The sequence below is a fragment of the Dactylosporangium sp. CA-052675 genome (assembly GCF_050947935.1).
GTDB lineage: Bacteria > Actinomycetota > Actinomycetes > Mycobacteriales > Micromonosporaceae > Dactylosporangium.
In genome coordinates, this window is record NZ_CP192010.1 from 5548548 (window position 1) to 5567783 (window position 19236).

Here is a 19236-nt window from a genome sequence, read left to right on the forward strand (position 1 = left end):
CGGCGGCCAGCGGCAGCAGCGCCAGCACGAGGGCGCCGATCCCGATCCGCTTGGCTGTGGATCTCATGGCGAGTCCCTTCCTCATCCGGCGTACAGGACGGCGACCTGGGCGGCCGGCATGGCCCCCTGGTAGGCGCGGACGTCGTCGATGGCGCCGGTGAAGAAGTCGCCGGTGCCGAAGCGCTGCCGCCCGATGTCGAACACGCCGTTGGAGGCCCACATGCGCCCGGCGATGGAGCCGTTGAGCACCCCGTTGACGTAGATCTTGAAGTTGCCGGCGGCCGCGTCGTACACGCCGACCAGGTGCGTCCACACGCCGACGGCGGCGTTGGCGGTGGAGCGGGCCGAGTAGTACGACGGGGTGCCGACGTCGACGGTCGGGACGAAGAACTGCCACTTGGCGGTGGCGGTGTCGTAGCGCAGGAAGATGGCGCCGCGGGCGGTGCCGCCCTGGCCGAGCACCTCCTCGTAGGCCGCGGTGCTGTCCAGGCGGACCCAGGCGGCGACGGTGTAGGACTGGTCGCTGCGCAGTACCGGCCCGGCGGTCGTCGCCGCGACCGTCGCGCCGTCGCCCTGCAGCGCCGAGAACGCCGCGCTGTCGCGGTCCTCGACGTAGAGCGCGGAGGCGGTCGGGGTGGCGGTGCGCTGCCACGGCGAGGAGTCGGTGCCGTCGCCGTCCAGCGCCCAGCGGCCGACGAGGTCGGCGGCGAGCGGCGCGATCTCCCCCGGGCTCAGCACGCGGTTCCACAGCCGCAGGTCGGCCAGGCCGCCCTTCCACTTCTTCTCGAACGTCGGGCTGTCGTTCCAGAAGTCGCCGGCGAGCTGCAGCGACGTGGAGGCGAACGCGGCCGGCTGGGCGGTGGAGCCCTCGAGGACGCCGTTGACGTAGAGGTACACCTGCCTGGCGCCGGCGTCGTAGACCGCGGTGAGGTTCGTCCACGCCCCGGCCTGGATGCTGGAGGTGCTGAACGTGTTGACGTGCGTGGGCGCGACCGTGTCGGACTGCGGCATCGCGAAGCGCCACTTGTTGGTGGAGGCGCGGCCGAGCAGGAACGCGCTGGAGTGCGTGGCCGGCGCGCTGAGCACGCTGCGGTAGTCGGCGGTGTCGCCGTCGCTGCGCGCCCAGACCGAGACGGTGAAGCTGGTGGAGGTGTCGAGCACGGGCGCGTTGACGGTGGCGACGTCGTCGGTGCCGTCGAACGTCACGGTCGCCGGGGCCGCCCGGCCCGGGCCGGGCTGGAACCGGCCGGGCATGCCGGTCGTCGGGCCGCCGGTGGGCACGGCCGCCGGGGCGCTGCCGGCGCTGTCGGCGAAGGCCGCGTCGTCGAGCTTGTACGACGCGTTCTCGGGGGTGGCCGAGCCGAGGTTGAACGCGTACTCGTTGACCGGGCTGATGTGCCCGGCCGCGTCGAGGCTGACCACGTAGAGGCGGCTGAGCCCGCCCGAGGTCGGGTCGGCGGGCGCCGGGGGCGGCGGGGTGACGGCCAGCGTGACGCTCGCGCCCGCGGCGACGCTCACCTGGGTGGTGGGCGGGTCGGCCCAGCCGTAACGGTAGGCGGTCACGTCGCTCACGCCGGACGCGGTGAACGTGAACGGGGCGGTGCGCCCGACGGCGCCGTACACCTGGTTGAGGTCGCTGCCGTAGACCGGCGAGGAGACGCCGGGCGCCACCGCGGGGCCGATGAGGTCGACGGTGAACTCGCACCAGCCGGTCGGGGCGGAGGAGTCGCTGCCGGAGCTGGTGCCGTAGGTCCACGGGTCGACGGTCTTCACCCGCCACTGGTAGACGCCGCCCTGCACCAGGCCGCTCTTGATCTGCACCGAGCCGGTGCCGCCGTTGCGCAGGCTGTTCATCTGCCCGGAGCCGAGCGCCGACCAGGTGCCGGCGGTGCTGTTGTACCGCTGCCACTCGAACACGGCCTGCAGGTCGGTCTCGGTGTCGGGGTCGGTGACCACCGCGCGCAGGGTCGGCGTCGCGGTGGACAGCACCGGCCGGCCCGAGCCGGTGGTGCAGCCGCGCCCGTCGGTGCTGGCGCTGGTCGGCGTCGCCGGCGGCGAGTTGTAGTCGGCCGTGATCTTCGTGTCGGCGAGCTTGAACTTCTTCCACCGCTCGGCGGTCGTCTCCCCGGCGCCGCCCGAGCGCGCGGTGAGCGTGAACGCGACCTCGCTCGCGCTGTTGCCCGCGGCGGTGCTGATCGCCGAGGTCATGCTGCCGCCGATCTCGAACGGCTTGTCCGGCTGCGGGTCGTCCGAGCAGCCGGCCCCGGTGCTGGGCTTGTGGGCGTGCCCGGAGAACTCGCCCATGAGGCCGCCGAGCGCCGGACCGCCCCAGGTGAGCTTCCCGGATCCCGCGCTGGCGACCTGGTACAGGCTGAAGGGCGTGCTGCCGCAGCTCCACGAGTGCACGATGGTGGAGTGGAACCGGGCGGCGAAGATCCGCTTCTTGGCCAGCCCGCTCACGTCGAAGGTGAAGTAGGAGCGGTAGGTGGCCCCGCTCGACGGGGACTTGCCGACCCGGACCTCGCTGTCGTTGTTCTCGTTGGCGCTGTTGGCGTAGGCCCAGCGCTTCTCGCCCTTGGAGTAGCTCGGGTCGATGTAGACGGGGTACTGCGCGTCGTCCGCGGTGAGCAGCCCCAGGTCCGGCTGCAGCACCAGGGCGCCGCCGTCGATGGCGCTGGCCGCGACCGACCTGCGGGTCAGGTCGCCGGGCGCCTTGGCGGTGGCTCCGGCGCCGGCGTCCCACATGAACGCCTGGCTGCCGGTGGCGGCCACGGTGCCGGTGCGCGAGAGGAACTGCAGCTCGCCCTCGGCCGAGACGCGGCCGGTCAGGTCGGTGCCGCCGAGGCCGAGCCGGATCGCCCGCAGCGCGGGGTTCTGGGCCGCGGCCCGGTTCTTGACCACGAGCACGTGGGAGAAGCCGTCCTCGGTCGCCCGCACGGCCAGGTCGACGCCCGGCAGCACCTCGGCGTAGGTGGCGGTGTCGCCGGCCACCGTGGGCGCCGGCAGCGCCGCCGGCCAGGTCAGCGCCAGCCGCTGGCCGTTGACCAGCATCGTCGCGAACGGGCCGGTGCCGCCGGCCGAGAAGGCCACGTCGGCGGCGGACAGGACCGGCCGCAGCCGCCCGTTCGTCATGCGCAGGGTCGGGTCCTGGGCCGCCCAGGTGCCGTCGCCGCGGCGGACGCGGGTCGGGACCGCCGACTCCTCGAAGTGCATGCTGCCGTCGGGCTGCGCGAGCCAGGTCTGGGTCTCGGTGGCCCGCTCGGTGACCTCGACCGCGCGCCCCTGCGCCTTGGCCTTCGCGGTGGCCCGGGCGTCGGCGGCGGCCAGTTGGGCGGCGCTGAGCGGGTGCTGCGCGGCCGTGCCGCTCGCGGCCGTCGCGTCCGTGGCCGGCGGTTCGGCCCGGGCCGCGGGCGGGGCGGCGAGCGCGGCCGCGAGCGCGGCGAGCGCGGTGGATGCGGCCGCGAGGCGGCGCAACGGGAGCCGGGTCAAGGCGTTCACGGGCGGAACGCTACGGGTCGATGTTTCGATACCGCCATGGCTTGATCCGGCACCGTCCGTACGGGATCGTTTGGACTTCGCGCCGCCCCCGCGGAGCCGTACGATGCCGGACGAACGGGGGTTCGGACATGACGATCGCGTTCCCGGCGGGGCCGCCGGACCCGGCGCGGGCCCACAGCCTCGACGACCTGGTGGGGTGCCTGCGCGGGCTCAAGCTGTGGGCCGGGGACCCGTCGTTCGAGACCATCACGCGCCGCATCAACACCCGCTGGCGGGCGGCCGGGCGGCCGGCGGACGAGCTGGCCCGGCGCGGCACGGTGGTCGACTGCTTCAAGGTCGGGCGCCGCCGGGTCAACGCCGAGCTGATGGTCGCCGTCGTCCAGGCGCTGCACGACTACCCCGACTACCTGACCCGCTGGCGGCAGGCCCTGCGCGACGGCCGCGTCGGCACCGCGACGGCGGCGCGGGTCCGGGTGCTCGACCGGCTGCCGGACGACCTCGCGGGCTTCGCCGGCCGCCGGGACGAGCTGGACCGCCTCGCCGAGCCCCGCGCCGTCGTCACGGTCATCACCGGCATGCCCGGCGTCGGCAAGACCGCGCTGGCCGTGCGCGCCGGGCACCGCCTCGCCGCCGACGACCGCTTCGACGTCACGCTCTTCGCGGACCTGCGCGGCTTCCACCCGACGCTGCCGCCGGTCGAGCCCGTCCAGCTCCTCGGCGAGGTGCGGCGCCGGCTGGCCGACCGGCGGGCGCTGCTCGTGCTCGACAACGCGGCCTCGCTGCGGCAGGTGCACCCGCTGCTGCCGACCGCGCCCGGCTCGCTGACGCTGGTCACCTCCCGCCGCCGCCTCGACGCCCCCGTCATCGCGCTGGAGCCGTTCCCGGCCGAGGAGGCGGAGCGGCTGCTGGCCCGGGCGGTGCCCGGCGTGCCGGTCGGCGCCGACCCGGCCGCCCATCGCCGGATCGCCCGCCGCTGCGGCCACCTGCCGCTCGCCCTGGCCCTCGCGGCCGGGCAGATCGCGGGCCGGGCCGGCTGGACGGTCACCGATCACGCCGACCGGCTGGAGGAGGGCGAGGCGCGCCTCGAGCTCGACGAGGGCATCGAGACGGCGCTGCATCCGTCGTACCGCGCGCTGCCGCCCCAGTCCCAGGCGCTGCTGCGCCGGCTGGCGCTGCACCCCGGCCCCGAGTTCGGCCCCGACGCGGCCGCGGCGCTGCTCGGCACCGACCCGGCCAGCGCCGCGCGGCACCTGGAGCGGCTGGCCGGCGAGCATCTCGTCCAGCGGCGCCCGCACGACCGGTTCGCCCTGCACGTGCTGGTGCGGGCGTACGCCGCGCGCCGCGGGCACGACGAGGACCGCCCCGCCGAGCGGGCCCTGGCCCGGCAGCGGCTCTACGAGCTCACGGGGCCATGCCCCCGGGAAGGCGGATGACGGCCCGCACGGTCCTGGCGCGCCTGCCGGTCGCCGAGCCCCGCGCGGTGGCGATGCGGTCGACGAGGTGCCGGCCGTGTGTCCCGCGCACGACCCCGGGGCGCGTTCACCCTCGCGGGGGTCTGCGTTCCTTCGATGATCATGTTAACGGTCACGAACACATCGACGTCAATGACTTGTCGCGGCTGCGTGGCCGCCAGGTCGCGCGGCGTTCATCTTCCGTCAGCCGGGAACAGGGACATTCCACTCGGCAACGCGCGGAAGGAACCTCGTTTGAGCACCGTCGAGCGTCCCTGTCTCGGCCACGAACTGCAGCGGCAGCGGCCGGCCCTGCACCGGTACGTCACGTCGCTCGTCGCGGCGGACCCCCACCACGTCGAGGACATCGTCCAGGAGACGCTGCTGCGGGCCTGGCAGGACGCGGACCGGCTGGACCACGACGACCGCCCGATCCGGATGTGGCTGTTCCGCACCGCGCGCAACCTCGTCATCGACGCGTGGCGCAAGCGCCGGGCCGTGCCCGTGGGGCTGGCCACCGAGCTCGTCGCCGACCGGCCCGACGCCGTCAACGTCGCCGACACCGTCTGCGACCGGGTCGTCCTGGTCGACGGGCTGCGCCGGCTGCCGCCCGCCCAGCGCGAGATCCTCGTGCACGTCCACCTGCTCGGCCGGGCCGGCGAGGACGTGGCCGCCGGGCTGGGCATCCCGCCGGGCACCGTGAAGAGCCGCACCCACAACGCCGTCCGCGCCCTGCGCGCCGTCCTGGACCAGGCCGCATGATCGAGTTCTTTTCGCGGAACCGGGGGCCGATCAGTCTGCTCATCGGCGGGCTGGGGCTGTTCATCCTCGCGCTCGTGCTCGCCTCGCGCGCGGTGCGGCGTGCCGGGGGCTGGAAGGCCGTGCTGCGGCAGGGGCGGCGCGAGGTCGCGCTCACCGGTGCGGCGCTCGTCCGGCCGGTCCGGGCGTGGCTGCGGTACCGCCGAAACCTCCGCCGCCTCACCAGAGCCCTCGCCGACCCCACGGCCCGCGGCACCGTCCGGCGGGCGCTGCAGGCCGCGGCCACCGGCCCGGCCCAGCCCTACGCCGTGCTCGTCGGCCCGGCGGCCGCGGGCGTCCTGCTCGCCGGCCGCGACCCGGGCACCGCCCCGGAGCCGTTCACCGCCGACGAGCACGACCCGCGCCTGTGGTGGGCCGACCTCGCCGACCTCGCCGGGCTGGACGGCGAGGGAGCCGGTGAGCCGGTCGTCCTCGGCATCGCCCAGCGTGACCTCGTCGTCCACCTCGACCTGGATACCGGCCCGCCGCTGACCGCCGGCGCCGGTGACCCCCGCACGGCCCGCGCCCTGATCCAGGCGATGGCCGCGCAGCTCGACCGCGCCCGGCCGGGCCGGGTCCAGGTCACCGCCGGCGTCCACCCGCGCTTCCCGGGCGCCGGGCCCACCCCGGACACGATGTTCGTCGTGTGCCCGGAGCCGCCCGGCGAGCCCGTCGGCCGGGGCGTGCGCGTGCTGGCCGTCAGGGGCGCCCACGGCCACGCCCGGCTCGTCACCACCGAGCGCGGCGGCCGCATCCGCATCGCCGGCGTGCCCCTCGACATCGACACGGCGGCGCTGCCCAAGGCCGTCGCCCGCCTGCTGCGATCGGCGCCCCCGGCCTCGCCGCCGGTGCTGCCGCCGGCGGTGTCGCTGGTGGAGCGGCCGGGCGAGCGGACCGAGTTCGCCGAGCTCGCCGAAGTCGCCGAACTCGCCGAGTTCGCGGAGGAGCCGGCCGCGGTCACCGGCGTGTCCGCGCACCACCCGGCCACCGCGGTCACCGGCGTGCCCGCGCAGCAACCGACCACAGTGGACGAGTTCGCCGAGCCCGCGTTCGACGACGCGGCGGTCGGGCGGCGCTCCGGGGGAACCGCATGAAGCTCATGCTCACCGCGTACGACGCCGACGAGCGCGCCGCCCGCGACCACGTCGTCGAGGTGCCCGACGGCGCCACGGTGCGGGGCCTCGCCGAGGCCGTCGAGGGCCCGGTCGCCGCGGCCGGTCGCCGCGTCTACCTCGGCCGGGAGCGCTTGGAGCCCGAGGCCCCCGTGCGGGGCAGCGGCATCCGCCCGGGCGGCACCATCGGCCGGCGGGCGCACCGACCTGACCCGCGGCGGCCCGCTGCTCGCCGAGGTCCACCTGGTCTCCGGGCCCGGGGCGGGCGCCACCTGGCTGCTCGGCGCGGGCAGCCACGAGATCGGCGCCGGCGATCGGTGCGCGATCCGCCTCGAGGGCCCGGACGCGCCGCCCGGCGGGCTGTGGGTGACCGTCGCGCCGGACGGCACCGCGGCCTGGCACATGAGCCGGCTCGACGACGGCGTGCGGCCCGCGGACGTGACCCCGCCGCCGGACCCGCACCCGGTCACCGGCCTGCCCACGGCCCAGCGGCGCGGCCGCGGCGGGCCGGGCGGGCGCTGGGCCGACGGTGCCGACCTGTGCGTGGGGCCGGCCCTGCTGCGGCTGAGCGCGCCGGTGGAGCCCGACGCGGCCGTGACCACCTCGGCCGACGGCTTCGGGCTGGACTACAACCGGCCGCCGCGCATCGCCCCGCACCTGGACGCCGAGCGCGTCCGGCTGCCGGTCCCGCCGGGCCGCGCGCCCCGCCAGCCGTTCCCGATGCTGCTCCTGCTGGCCCCGGTCGTGCTGGGCCTGGTGCTCGTCGGCGTCTTCCACTCGTACTTCTACCTCGTCTTCATCCTGTTCACGCCGGTCATGGCGATCACGAACTGGATGGTCGGCCGGCGCACGAACCGCAAGCAGCACCAGGAGCAGCAGCAGCGGTACACCGAACGGATGCGCAGCCTCGCCGTCGAGATCGACGCGGCCGTGCGCCGGGAGCGGGAGGTGCGCTGCGTCACCGGCCCCGACCCGGCCACGGTCGGGCTCATCGCGACCGGCCCCGGCGCCCGGCTCTGGGAGCGGCGCCGCCGCGACCCGGACCACCTGCTGCTGCGGCTCGGCACCGTGGACGTGCCGTCGGTGAAGGAGATCGACGACCCGGCCCGCGACGAGAACCACCGCACGGTGCGCTGGACGATCCGGGACGTGCCCGTCGGGCTGGAGCTGCCGGAGTGCGGGGTCCTCGGCGTGGTCGGCGCGGCCGAGCCGGTGCAGGCGCTCACCCGCTGGTTCGTGGCCCAGTCCGCGGTGCTGCACAGCCCGCGGGACCTGCGCGTGGTCGTGCTCACCAGCCCGGAGCGGGCCGAGGGCTGGGGCTGGGTACGGTGGCTGCCGCACCTGCGCCCCGGCGGCGTGCACGGTCCCCACGCGGCCGTCGGCAACGACCCGGAGAGCATCGCCAACCGCGTCGCCGAGCTCGTCGCCCAGGTGCAGGCCCGGCAGCGGGTCCTCGGCTCGTCGATGGGCCGGGCCATGTTCACCGACCCGGACCTGCTCGTCGTCGTGGACGGGGCGCGGGCGCTGCGCGACGTGCCCGGCATGGTGCAGATCCTCGCCGACGGGCCCCGGGTCCGGATCTTCAGCGTCTGCCTCGACGAGCAGGAGCGGCTGCTGCCGGAGGAGTGCGGGGCGGTCGTGGTCGCGGAGGCCGGCACGCTGACGCTGCGGCGGACCGGTACGGCCCCGCTCAGGGACATCCGCGCGGACCTCGTGCCCGTCGCCTGGTGCGACCGGCTGGCCCGGGCCCTGGCGCCGCTGCGGGACGTGAGCCCCGAGCACGACGCCGGGCTGCCCCGCGAGGTGCGGCTGCTGGACCTGCTCGACCAGGAGCCCCCGGACCCGCAGGGGCTGCTGGAGCGCTGGCGGCGCCGGCCCGCGTCGACGACGTTCGTGCTCGGCAGCGGCTACGACGGCCCGCTCAGCCTCGACCTGGTCCGCGACGGCCCGCACGGCCTGGTCGCGGGCACCACCGGCTCCGGCAAGTCGGAGCTGCTGCAGTCGTTCGTCGCCTCGCTCGCCGCGACCAACCGGCCCGACGAGCTCACCTTCGTGCTCGTGGACTACAAGGGCGGCAGCGCGTTCCGGGAGTGCGCGCAGCTGCCGCACACGCTGGGCATGGTCACCGACCTCGACGCGCACCTGGTGCAGCGGGCGATGGACTCCCTCGGCGCCGAGCTGCGCCGCCGCGAGCGGATCCTGGCCGCGGCCGAGGCGAAGGACCTGCCCGCCTACCGGGCCAAGCGCGCCGCCGACCCGTCCCTGGCCCGGCTGCCGCGGCTGCTGCTCATCATCGACGAGTTCGCGACCCTCGTGCGGGAGCTGCCGGACTTCGTGCCGGGGCTGATCAGCATCGCGCAGCGGGGCCGGTCGCTGGGCATCCACCTGATCCTGGCCACCCAGCGCCCGGCCGGCGCCGTGACCCCGGACATCAAGGCCAACACCAACCTGCGCATCGCGCTGCGGGTGACCGACACGGTGGAGAGCCAGGACATCATCGACACCGGCGAGGCCGTGCACATCTCGCCGGGGACGCCGGGCCGGGCGCTCATCCGCGCCGGGCACCGCAGCGCCGTACCGTTCCAGGCGGCCTGGGTCGGCGCCGAGCGGCCCGGCCCGCCCGACGAGGCGCCGGTGCGCCGGTCCGAGCCCGTCCGCACCGCGGAGCTGTCCTGGCAGCGGCTGGGCCGGCCGGTCGAGCTGGTCGCCGAGGACGTCGACCCGCTGCTGCCCGGGCCGGTCGTCCCCACGGACCTGCAGGCGCTGGTCGAGGCGGTTCGCGCGGCCGCCGAGCGCCTGGAGGACTTCGTCGCCCAGCCGAGCCCGTGGCTGCCGGCGCTCGAGGACGCCGTGCTGCTGGAGGAGCTGCCGGCGGTACCGACGCCGGACGACCGGCACGCGAGCGTCCCCGCGCCCATCCCCTATGCGCTGGAGGACGTGCCCGCGCTGCAGCAGCGGCGGGTGGCCACGGTCGACCTGGCCACCTTCGGGCACCTCTACGTCGTCGGCGCGCCCCGTTCGGGCCGCACCCAGGTCCTGCGCACCATCGCGGCCTCGGCGGCGCGGCGGGCGGCGGTCGCGGACGTGCACATGTACGGCATCGACGCCGCCGGCGGCGGCCTCGCCGCCCTGGAGACGCTCCCGCACTGCGGTGCGGTGGTGTCCCGGCACGACATGGAGCGCCTGGAGCGGCTCCTGCGCCGGCTCGGCCGCGAGCTGACCGAGCGCCAGGAGCGCAGCGCCAACGCCAACGCGGCCGGGATCGTCGAGCTGCGCCGGCGCCTGCCCGAGGCCGAGCGGCCCGCGCACATCCTGCTCTTCGTCGACGGCTGGGACGCCCTCGCCCCGATCCTCGACGAGCACGACCAGGGCCGGCTGCTGACCGACATCACCCGCCTCGTGCGCGAGGGCGCCGCGGCCGGCATCCACGTCATCGCCACCTCGGAGCGGGCCCTGCTCGGCGGCCGCCTGGCCGCGCACAACGACCACAAGCTGCTGCTGCGCCAGGCCGACCGCAACGACTACCAGCTCGTCGGCATCCTGCCCAGCAAGGTGCCCGGCACGATCGTGCCCGGGCGCGGCTGGCACGTGCTGAGCCGCACCGAGACCCAGGTGGCCCTGCTCGACGCCGACGACAGCGGCCAGGCCCAGGCCGAGGCCATCCGCCGCATCGGCGCCCGGCTGCCGGCCACCGCCCCGGCGGCGCGGCCGTTCCCGGTCGCGGCCCTGCCGGGGCGGGTCGACTTCACCGGCGCGTACGCGCTCGTGCCCGACGCTCAGCGCCGCCCGATGCAGGCCCTGCTCGGCGTCGGCGGCGACGAGGGCGGCGCGGTCGTGGCGGACCTGACGGCGACGTCGGCGTTCTTCGTCGGCGGCCCGGCCGGCTCGGGCCGCAGCAACGCGCTGTCGGCGATCGCCGTGTCGCTGCTGACCGGCGGCACCGGCCTCGTGGTGCTGACGCCGCGCGACTCGCCGCTGCGGGCCCTGGGCCGCCAGCCGCGGGTGCGCCTGTTCGACGATCCCGACCCCGCGGCCGACGCGGTCGCCGCGGCGCTGGACGAGCTCGGCGGCCCGGTCGTCGTCCTGGTCGACGACGCCGACCTGCTCACCGCGCCCGCCGCGGACAAGGTGCTGCGGGACGTGGCCGCGGGCGGGCGCGACCGGGGCCGCGCGGTGGTCTACGCGGGCGCGGCGGACGCGCTGTCGATCGCGCTCGGCAGCTGGCTGACCGCGGCCCGCCGCTCGCGCCGCGGCCTGCTGCTGACCCCGCGCTCGATCACCGAGGGCGACGCGATCGGGGCGCGGCTGGTGAGCAGCCAGGTGCGCATGGCCGCCCCGCCGGGCCGCGCCTTCACCGGCGGCCCGGGCGGCGCCGCGATCGCGGTGCAGATCCCCCTGACCATGCTCCGCGAGGACTGAATCTGGAAAAGCTCTGCTGGGCGCGTTGCATCGCCAACTCATCTGCAACGGTTCACCAACGATGTAGCCTCGAGACGCACAACGTAGAGGGGAGGCATGATGAGCGCCGAAGCCGTGGGTGCGGGAATGCCGACCCATGTGACGCTGGACGACCTCGCCGCGATGGCTGCCGCTGACGAAAATCACCGTTACGAGCTGAGCCCAGAGGGAGTCCTGTCCGTCATGCCGCCAGCGGATCCCGATCACGCACCGCTCGTGTCCCGGATGTTCGCCTGGTTCCTCGCCAACGGCTACGGCCCGGAGCAGGTGGTCACCGACTGCGGCATCGACGTCGGCGGTGGCAGGGTCCCCGACATCACCGTGTGGGCGAAGGATCTGCCGCCGCGCGCGGCTCGTTCGAGCTACGCCGGCACAGTTGGACTCCTCCTCGCGGTCGAGGTCGTGTCCCGGGGTTCCGAGGTCGTCGACCGGATCATCAAGAAGACCGAGTACGCCAAGGCCGGCATTCCGCAGTACTGGTTCGTCGAGCGTGACAGCACCACGTCGGTGCATCGGCACGTCCTCAACCCCGATACCGCCGAGTACGAACAGGTACCCGGCGGCGCCCAGCCCCTCGCCTGGCTGCTGAGCACCGCACCCGACATCTCCTGATCGGTCAGGCGGGACTGCGGTAGGGGCGGAAGAAGTCGCGCAGCTCCCGGGCGTAGGACTCGGGCTGCTCGAACGGGGCGAAGTGGCCGCCGCGAGGCGGTTCGGCCGCGTAGGTCACGTTCGCGATGCGGTCCAGCCAGGCGCGGGGCGGGCGGACGAGGTCGCCCGGGAAGAGCGAGAAGCCCGACGGCACCTCGACCCGGCGGGCGTGCTGCTCGGGCGGGATGGCGCCGTTCGCGCCGTACATCCGCATCGCCGAGCCGATCGTGCCGGTCAGCCAGTAGATGGTCACGTTGGTGAGGATCTCGTCCTTGGTGTAGACGCTCTCGAGGTCGCCGCCGCAGTCGCTCCAGGAGCGCAGCTTCTCCACGATCCAGGCGGCGAGCCCGGCCGGGGAGTCGTTGAGCGCGGCGGCGGCCGTCTGCGGCTTGGTGCGGTGCATGGCCGCGTAGGCGCCCTCGGCCGCGCCCCAGGCCGCGGCGGAGTCGAGGAACGCGCGCTCCTCGGGCGCCAGCTCGGCCCGGTCGCCGGTGAAGACGGGCAGTCCGGCGTCCATCCGGTGCACGGCGACGACCCGCTCGGGGTGCTCGAGCGCGAGGTAGCGGCTCACCCCGCTGCCGATGTCGCCGCCCGCCGTGCCGAAGCGCTCGTAGCCGAGCCGGCTCATGAGCTCGGCCCAGAGCCCCGCGACCGCGATCGTGTCGGGCGGGGTGCCCGTGGGGCGGTCGGAGTAGCCGTAGCCGGGCATGTCCGGCACGATCACGTCGAACGCGTCGGCCGGGTCCGCCCCGTGGGCGCCGGGGTCGACCAGCAGCGGGATCACCTTGGTGTACCGCCAGAAGGAGTCCGGCCACCCGTGGCACAGCAGCAGCGGGAGCGCGTCGCGGCGGCCGGCCGCGCGGGCGTGCACGAGGTGGATGCCGCGGCCGCCGACCGTGGCCCGCAAGCGGGGCAGCCGGTTGAGCGCGGCCTCCTGGGCGGGCCAGTCGAAGCCGTCGGCCCAGTACTCGACAAGCTCGCGCAGGTACGCGACGTCGACGCCCAGCCCCCAGCCGGCGTCCTCGGGCGCGTCGGGCCAGCGGGTCGCCCGCAGCCGGGTGCGGAGGTCCTGCAGCGCCTCGGCCGAGGCGCGCGGGGTGAACGGTTCGACCATGACACACAACGTACTCGAGCCGGGACTCCGAGCCCGTTTTGAGGTTGTTCGGGCAGACTCCGACGCGGATCATCCGGACATATGCCATGGAGAGCCCGTGACGTCTGCATTTCGGTTCTGGCGCTCCCCCGAGGGCCAGCCCGGCTGGGCCCGGCCCGCCCTGCTGCTCGTGGCCGCCCTCGCCGCGGTGCTCTACGCCTGGCGCATCCGGGACAGCGGCTTCGCGCTGTTCTACTCGGTCGCGGCCAAGAGCATGTCGGTGAGCTGGAAGGCGTTCTTCTACGGCGCCCTGGACCCGGGCGCGACCGTCACCATCGACAAGCTGGCCGGCTCCTTCGCGCCGCAGGCGATCTCGGCGCGGATCTTCGGCTACCACGCCTGGTCGCTGACCCTCCCGCAGGTGGTGGAGGGCGTGGTCGCGGTGCTGGTGATGTACCGCGTCGGGCGCCGTCTCGCCGGCCCGGCGGCCGGGCTGCTCGCCGCGGGACTGTTCGGGCTCACCCCCGTCGTCGCCTCGATGTTCGGTCACCCGATGGAGGACGGGCTGCTCACCATGGCCCTGGTGCTCGCGGCCGACGCGTTCCAGCGGGCGCTGCTGGAGGGGCGGCTGCGCTCGCTGCTGTTGTCGGGCGTGTGGATCGGCGTCGGCTTCCAGGCCAAGATGATGCAGGCGTGGCTGGTGCTGCCCGCGATGGCGCTGACCTACCTGGTCGCCGCGCCCGGCCCTTGGCGCCGCCGGCTCGGCCACCTCGGCGCGGCCGGGGCGGTGATGCTGGCCGCGTCACTGTCCTGGGTGGCGCTCTACGAGCTCACCCCGGACGCGTGGCGCCCCTACGTCGACGGCAGCACGAACAACAGCGCTCTCGCGATGGTGTTCGGGTACAACGGCTTCGACCGCTTCGGGCTGCACGTGCCGGGCGCGGTCGAGTCGATGTTCACCGGCGGCGCGAACCCCGGCGGCCCGGGCGGCGGGTTCGAGCCGCCGGCCGGGCGGGGCCTGGGCGGGGAGGAGGGGCTCGCCAAGCTCTTCGGGCAGCGGTACGGCACCCAGATCGGCTGGCTCTACCCGCTCGCCGTGCTCGGGCTGGCCGCCGGGCTCGTCGCCCGCGGCCGGGCGCCGCGCACCGACCCCGAGCGCGCCGGCCTGCTGTTCTGGGGCCTGTGGCTCGTCACGGTGGCCGCGGTGTTCAGCGCCATCATGATCCCGCACACCGCGTACATGGCCTCGCTCGCGCCGCCCCTGGCCGTGTTGTCGGCCTCGGCCCTGGTCCGCGGGTGGCGCGGCCTGCGCGACCGGCCGGCGCCGGGAGCGGCACAGCCGGGGTCCGCCGCGGCGCCGCCCGGGTGGCGGGGGCGCGCCGCGGCGGGGCTGCTCCCGGTGCTCGTCGTGGCCGAGGTGGCCTGGGCGGTGTACCTCAGCCTCCGCTTCCCCGACTTCCTGCCCTGGCTGCCGTGGGCGATCGCGGCCGCCGCGCTCCTCGCCCTGCCGGTGCTGGTCGCCGCCGCCGTGCCGCGGGCGCCCCGGCCGCGCCGGGCCGTGCTGCGCGCCGCGATGGTGCTGGCGATCGCCGCGACGGTGGCCGCCCCGAGCGCCTGGGCCGCGTCGGTCCTGCACCCGCGCTACGGCGGCAGCGCGTTCGACGCCTCGGCCGGCCCCGTCGGCGGCGGCTTCGGCGACCGGCGCGGCGCCGGAGCACCCGAGGGCCCGCCGGGCGCACCGGGAGGCGGTTTCCCGGGCGGCGGCACGCCCGGCGGCGGCTTCCCCGGCGGCGAGCCGCCCGACGTCCGGCGGATGGTCGCGCGGGGCGGGCCCGGGGGCGGCTTCGGTGGCGGCCCGTTCGGGGAGACGAGCGAGACGCTCACGGCCGACCAGCGCCGCCTCGACGACTACCTGGTCGCCCACCGCGACGGCGCGCGGTACCTGGCCGCCACCACCTCGTGGAGCGCGGCCGCCCCGTACATCATGGCGACCGGCCGGCCCTACCTGCCGATGGGCGGCTTCAGCGGCAGCGTCCCGAACCCGACCCTCGCCGGCGTCCAGCGGCTCGTCGCGCGCGGCGAGCTGCACTACGTGCTGCTGCCCGGGGCCGAGGGGGGTTTCGGGTTCCGGCCGGGCCGCACGGGCGGCACGACGAGCGCGATCACCGACTGGGTGCGCGCGGCCTGCGCCGCGGTCCGGGACGACGTCGGCGTCGGTGAGCAGGAGCTGTACCGCTGCGGCTGACCGGCCCCTCAGGCCGGGCGCCAGCCGTCGGCCAGGATGCCGAAGACGGTCTCGACGGCCGCCTCCGGGTCGGGGCGGCCGCGGGTGATGGCCGGGATCTGCAGCATGAACCGGGCGAGGGTCGCGCTGGCCACGTCGCCGGCCGGCGCGCCGCACGCCTCGGCGATGGCGGCGGCCAGGCTGTCCGTGTGCCGGGACCACATGCGCTCGGCGTAGTCCCGCAGCGCCGGCGTCGCGTCCACGAGGGCGGTGAAGGCGGCCAGCCGCGGGTCGGCGGCCAGCGGCAGCCAGTGGGCGCGCGCGTATCCGCGCAGCGCCTCGATCACGTCCGTCCCGGCGGGCCGGTCGCGGACCGCGGCGACGAGCCGGGCCTCGCGGTCCTCGTCCATGTCGAACACCAGCGCTTCCTTGCTCGGGAAGTGCTTGAACAGCGTGGTGGTCGAGACGTCCGCGGCGTCGGCGATGTCGCGGATGCTCACCTGGTCGTAGCCGCGCTCCAGGAACAGCCGCAGGGCCGCGTCGGCGATGGACTGCCGGGTCGCGGCCTTCTTGCGTTCGCGCCGTCCCGGCGGGGCTTCGGTCATAGGCTGATCATACCCGAGAGTGGCATCAGACACTAAGTTGACTCATTGCACTTTTGCACTCTGTCTGCTTTTCTGAGCGTCATGCGGAACGTGGACGTACGGTGGGTCCTGCTCGGCGTGATGCTGGCGATGCTGCTGGCCATGCTCGACAACATGGTCGTGGGCACCGCGATGCCCACGATCGTCGGCGACCTCGGCGGGCTCGCCCACATCTCCTGGGTCGTGACGGCGTACACCCTTACCACCGCGATCTCCACGCCCGTCTGGGGCAAGCTCGGCGACCTCCACGGCCGCAAGCACGTGTTCCTGGCCGCCATCGCGCTCTTCCTGGCCGGCTCCGGCCTCGCCGGCGCCGCGCACTCGATGGGGCAGCTCATCGGGTTCCGCGCGCTGCAGGGGATCGGGGCCGGCGGGCTCGGCGCCGGGGCCTTCGCGCTCATCGGGGCGCTCGTGCCGCCGCGGGAGCGGGGGCGGTACCAGGGCATGACCGTGGCCATCCCGAGCACACCTCGCGGGCCACGACCGGCGTCTGCATGGCGCTGATCGGTGCCGGCCTCGGCTGCACCATGCAGATGGCGACCACGATCGCCCAGAACAGCGTCGCGCCGCGGGACCTCGGGGCCGCCTCGGCCGCCACGAACCTGTTCCGCACGCTCGGCGGCTCCGTCGGCGTGGCCGTCTTCGGCACCCTGTTCGCCAACGCCGCCGCCGGGCACGCCGCCGACCCGGCCGGCATCGCCACCGGCGTCCGGCACATCTTCCTCGTCACGCTCCTCGTGTGCGTCGCCGGCCTGATCGCCGCCGCGCGCATCGAGGAGGTCCCGCTTCGCAGCGTCCGGAATGGAGCCCAGTCATGGCCCGCATCTCGATCATCGGCGCCGGCCCCGGCGGCCTCACCTGCGCCCGCATCCTCCAGCGCCACGGAGTCGCGGTGACCGTCTACGACCGCGACCCCAGCCGCGACGCCCGCGACCAGGGCGGCACCCTCGACCTGCGCGCCGAGGACGGCCAGCTCGCCCTGCGCGAGGCCGGCCTGCACGAGCAGTTCCTGGCGCTGGCCCGGCCCGAGGGGCAGGAGATGCGCCAGTACGACGCCCGGGGCGAGCTGCTCTTCCACGCCGTCCCCGAGGCCGGCGACCTGTTCAAGCCCGAGATCGACCGCGGCCGGCTGCGCGACCTGCTGCTGGACTCCCTCGAGCCGGGCACCGTGCGGTGGGGGCGGGCGCTGGAGTCCGTCGGCGGCCGCGGTGAGCTCCGCTTCGCCGACGGCACGACCGTCGAAACCGATCTCGTCATCGGGGCCGACGGCGCCTTCTCGCGGGTGCGGCCCGCCGTTTCGGATGCGGTACCGCAGTACAGCGGCGTCAGCTTCCTGGAGGCCTGGTTCTGGGACGTGCAGGAGCGCCACCCCGACCTCGTCGAGTTCGTCGGCGGGGGCAGCGCGGCCGCGGCCGACGGCGAGCGGGGGCTCTTCGCCCAGCGCAACGGCGGCGGGCACATCCGGGTGTACGTCATCCAGCGCGCGCCCGTCGACTGGATCGCCGCGAGCGGCCTGACGATCGCCGATACCGAGGGCATCCGGGCCCGGCTGCTGGAGTCCTACGCGGCCTGGTCGCCGCGGCTGCGGCGGATGCTGACCGACAACGACGGGCCGTACGTGGACCGCCCGATCTTCGCCCTGCCCGTCCCGCACACGTGGACGCACAACCCCGCCGTGACCCTGCTCGGCGACGCCGCCCACGTCATGCCGCCGCTCGGCGTCGGCGTCAACCTGGCCATGCTCGACGGCTGCGAGCTGGCCCTGGCGCTGGCGCACCACGGGAGCGTCGGGGAGGCCGTGCGCGCCTACGAGGCGACGATGCTCCCGCGCTCGGCGCGGATGCAGCAGGTGACCGAGGGCGGCGCCGAGTTCCTGCTCTCGGCCGAGGTACCGGACTTCGGCTACGGCGAGCAGTCGTGACCCGGAGCCGCCCCCGTCGCGGCGCCGGCCGCCGGCTCAGCTGCCGGCGGAGCGGATCTTCCCGGCCATGTCCGTGTCCATCTCCTCCATCGAGGTGCGGATGTCGCGGAACTGCTTCGCGAAGTCGTTGATGCCCTTCATCGCCGCGAGCAGCGACGTGTTGAACTTCTCGTAGGACTCCTTCATCGCCGGGCTGGACTGCTGGAACACCAGGCCGTCCTCGAGCAGGTTCGACACGTCGCTGCGCAGCGACTCCAGCATCGGCAGGATGTCGCGGACCGCGCCGTCGAGGCGGGTCGACGTCGCCTCGATCTTGTCGTAGTCGAGGGAGATGTTGGGCATTGCTCGGCTCCAATTCCGGTCAGTACATCGGCGTCGGGTAGTAGGTGTCGTCCTCGGGGCTGGTCTTGCTGGTCTCGTCCCACTTCGCGTACCGGTCGGGGCGCGAGTACTCGGTCACGGTGCCGTCCGGCTCGCTGACGGTCATCGTGCCGCCGCCGTTGGGGTTCAGCGCGATCACGGTGTGCGTGGTCTTGCCGTCCTGGTCGGTGGTGTCGGTCGTCGACGAGCCGTTGTCGCCGGTCGTGGTCACCGAGTGCGTCTTGCTGCCGTCGCTGAAGACGGTGTCCGTCGTGTAGTTCTTGCCGCCGTCGCTGTACGTGGTCGTGGAGGTGTACCTCTGGTCGCCGTTGACGACCGTCGTCTCCTCCTTGATGACGTTGTTGTGCTCGTCCAGCGTCAGGTGCGTGTGCACGGACCCGGTGGCGGTGTTGATCGTCATGTCGGTGGGCGGCGGGCCGGGGTCGGTCGCCGAGCAGAAGTCCGGCATCGTGCCGTCGGGCCCGGCTACGCAGTCGCCGCGATGGCTCTGCAGGTAGTCCCACTCGGCCTTCTTGTCCTTCCACCGGTCGAGGTCGAGGGTGGAGCCCATCATGCCCATGCCGTCGGCGATCTGGGCGTCGACGTCGAAGTAGCCGTCGGCCACGGCCCCGAAGATGTCCCCGAGCTCGCGCAGGTCGTCCTCGGCCTTGCTCATCGGGTGCTGGGCGCGGCGGTAGAGGCTGCGGAAGCTCTCGGCGAGCGTCTCGTTGCCGAAGACGCTGTCGCTGTCGCCGTACTCGATGCTGCCCACCTGCGAGAAGACGGTGTCCCCGAGCCGCGGCCCGATCCGGTCGGCCAGGTCGTGGAGGTCCTTGCGGGCCTGGTGCAGCAGTCCGTAGTCGATCGCGAAGTCGGGCACGGCACTCTCCTGACCGGTCCCCCGCCGACCGGGGTCCCGCCACGACCACGTGCGAACCCCGCTCCCGGTTCACCGCCCGCCGCTCCGCCCCGGTCCGGACCGGCGCCGCCCGCACGGCGCCGCCCGGGGCGTGATTGCCCGGGCGC

The 19236-nt window shown here is 75.1% G+C and carries 13 protein-coding genes and 1 pseudogene; 9 read left to right on the plus strand and 5 right to left on the minus strand.

Annotated features, from left to right (window positions below):
- Window positions 1–81: 81 nt before the first annotated feature.
- On the minus strand, window positions 82–3498 hold the full coding sequence (locus tag ACQP1P_RS25465) for a LamG domain-containing protein (RefSeq protein WP_433073382.1): 3417 nt from the start codon (window positions 3496–3498) through the stop codon (window positions 82–84).
- A gap of 128 nt (window positions 3499–3626) precedes the next feature.
- On the opposite strand from ACQP1P_RS25465, the gene ACQP1P_RS25470 reads away from it, so the two are divergent.
- The 5 genes from ACQP1P_RS25470 to ACQP1P_RS25490 all read left to right on the plus strand — a co-directional run bounded on the left by ACQP1P_RS25470 (window position 3627) and on the right by ACQP1P_RS25490 (window position 11929).
- Window positions 3627–4931 carry a hypothetical protein gene (locus ACQP1P_RS25470; protein ID WP_433073385.1) on the plus strand — a complete coding sequence of 435 codons (1305 nt, stop codon included), beginning with the start codon at window positions 3627–3629 and terminating at the stop codon, window positions 4929–4931.
- Window positions 4932–5204: 273 nt separating this feature from the next.
- Window positions 5205–5711, plus strand: a complete 507-nt coding sequence (locus tag ACQP1P_RS25475; protein WP_433073388.1) for a sigma-70 family RNA polymerase sigma factor — start codon at window positions 5205–5207, stop codon at window positions 5709–5711.
- Entirely contained in the window at window positions 5708–6841 is a 1134-nt protein-coding gene (locus ACQP1P_RS25480; RefSeq protein WP_433073391.1) for a hypothetical protein, read from the plus strand. The genes ACQP1P_RS25475 and ACQP1P_RS25480 overlap by 4 nt, the downstream gene beginning before the upstream one ends.
- A 384-nt stretch (window positions 6842–7225) precedes the next feature.
- The gene (locus ACQP1P_RS25485) at window positions 7226–11278 is read left to right on the plus strand and encodes an FtsK/SpoIIIE domain-containing protein (RefSeq protein ID WP_433073394.1); all 4053 of its coding nucleotides are present in this window, start codon (window positions 7226–7228) and stop codon (window positions 11276–11278) included.
- 96 nt (window positions 11279–11374) lie between these two features.
- Window positions 11375–11929, plus strand: coding sequence for a Uma2 family endonuclease (locus ACQP1P_RS25490; protein ID WP_433073397.1), 555 nt, complete (start codon window positions 11375–11377; stop codon window positions 11927–11929).
- 4 nt (window positions 11930–11933) lie between these two features.
- On the opposite strand, the gene ACQP1P_RS25495 is transcribed toward ACQP1P_RS25490, so the two are convergent.
- Window positions 11934–13082 carry an epoxide hydrolase family protein gene (locus tag ACQP1P_RS25495; RefSeq protein WP_433073400.1) on the minus strand — a complete coding sequence of 383 codons (1149 nt, stop codon included), beginning with the start codon at window positions 13080–13082 and terminating at the stop codon, window positions 11934–11936.
- Between the two features lie 97 nt (window positions 13083–13179).
- Between ACQP1P_RS25495 and ACQP1P_RS25500 the strand changes: the two genes are divergently transcribed.
- Entirely contained in the window at window positions 13180–15306 is a 2127-nt protein-coding gene (locus ACQP1P_RS25500; protein WP_433073403.1) for an ArnT family glycosyltransferase, read from the plus strand.
- 8 nt (window positions 15307–15314) lie between these two features.
- On the opposite strand, the gene ACQP1P_RS25505 is transcribed toward ACQP1P_RS25500, so the two are convergent.
- Window positions 15315–15890 carry a TetR/AcrR family transcriptional regulator gene (locus ACQP1P_RS25505; protein WP_433073406.1) on the minus strand — a complete coding sequence of 192 codons (576 nt, stop codon included), beginning with the start codon at window positions 15888–15890 and terminating at the stop codon, window positions 15315–15317.
- An 81-nt stretch (window positions 15891–15971) separates the two neighbouring features.
- On the opposite strand from ACQP1P_RS25505, the pseudogene ACQP1P_RS25510 reads away from it, so the two are divergent.
- From ACQP1P_RS25510 to ACQP1P_RS25520, 3 genes and pseudogenes are all read left to right on the plus strand, one after another.
- A pseudogene (locus ACQP1P_RS25510) lies at window positions 15972–16388 on the plus strand (MFS transporter); the annotation flags it as partial.
- Between the two features lie 35 nt (window positions 16389–16423).
- Complete coding sequence (locus ACQP1P_RS25515; protein ID WP_433073409.1) at window positions 16424–16825, plus strand: hypothetical protein; 402 nt, start codon at window positions 16424–16426, stop codon at window positions 16823–16825.
- Window positions 16744–17850, plus strand: coding sequence for an FAD-dependent oxidoreductase (locus ACQP1P_RS25520; protein WP_433073412.1), 1107 nt, complete (start codon window positions 16744–16746; stop codon window positions 17848–17850). Before ACQP1P_RS25515 ends, ACQP1P_RS25520 begins: the two co-directional genes overlap by 82 nt.
- Window positions 17851–17886: 36 nt before the next feature.
- Here ACQP1P_RS25520 and ACQP1P_RS25525 read toward each other — a convergent pair whose 3' ends face one another.
- Together ACQP1P_RS25525 and ACQP1P_RS25530 are read right to left on the minus strand one after the other, a co-directional pair.
- Window positions 17887–18192: a WXG100 family type VII secretion target gene (locus ACQP1P_RS25525; protein ID WP_433073415.1), complete on the minus strand. Its 306-nt coding sequence runs from the start codon at window positions 18190–18192 to the stop codon at window positions 17887–17889.
- Window positions 18193–18211: 19 nt separating this feature from the next.
- Window positions 18212–19090: a hypothetical protein gene (locus tag ACQP1P_RS25530; RefSeq protein WP_433073418.1), complete on the minus strand. Its 879-nt coding sequence runs from the start codon at window positions 19088–19090 to the stop codon at window positions 18212–18214.
- Window positions 19091–19236 lie beyond the last annotated feature (146 nt).

What these genes read in the sequence shown, in the direction of transcription:
- ACQP1P_RS25525 (WP_433073415.1), bottom strand. Translation starts at nt 18,192, where the DNA reads ATGCCCAACATCTCCCTCGACTACGACAAGATCGAGGCGACGTCGACC.
- ACQP1P_RS25515 (WP_433073409.1), top strand. Translation starts at nt 16,424, where the DNA reads ATGGCGCTGATCGGTGCCGGCCTCGGCTGCACCATGCAGATGGCGACC.
- ACQP1P_RS25495 (WP_433073400.1), bottom strand. Translation starts at nt 13,082, where the DNA reads ATGGTCGAACCGTTCACCCCGCGCGCCTCGGCCGAGGCGCTGCAGGAC.
- ACQP1P_RS25480 (WP_433073391.1), top strand. Translation starts at nt 5,708, where the DNA reads ATGATCGAGTTCTTTTCGCGGAACCGGGGGCCGATCAGTCTGCTCATC.
- ACQP1P_RS25470 (WP_433073385.1), top strand. Translation starts at nt 3,627, where the DNA reads ATGACGATCGCGTTCCCGGCGGGGCCGCCGGACCCGGCGCGGGCCCAC.
- ACQP1P_RS25505 (WP_433073406.1), bottom strand. Translation starts at nt 15,890, where the DNA reads ATGACCGAAGCCCCGCCGGGACGGCGCGAACGCAAGAAGGCCGCGACC.
- ACQP1P_RS25490 (WP_433073397.1), top strand. Translation starts at nt 11,375, where the DNA reads ATGATGAGCGCCGAAGCCGTGGGTGCGGGAATGCCGACCCATGTGACG.
- ACQP1P_RS25520 (WP_433073412.1), top strand. Translation starts at nt 16,744, where the DNA reads ATGGCCCGCATCTCGATCATCGGCGCCGGCCCCGGCGGCCTCACCTGC.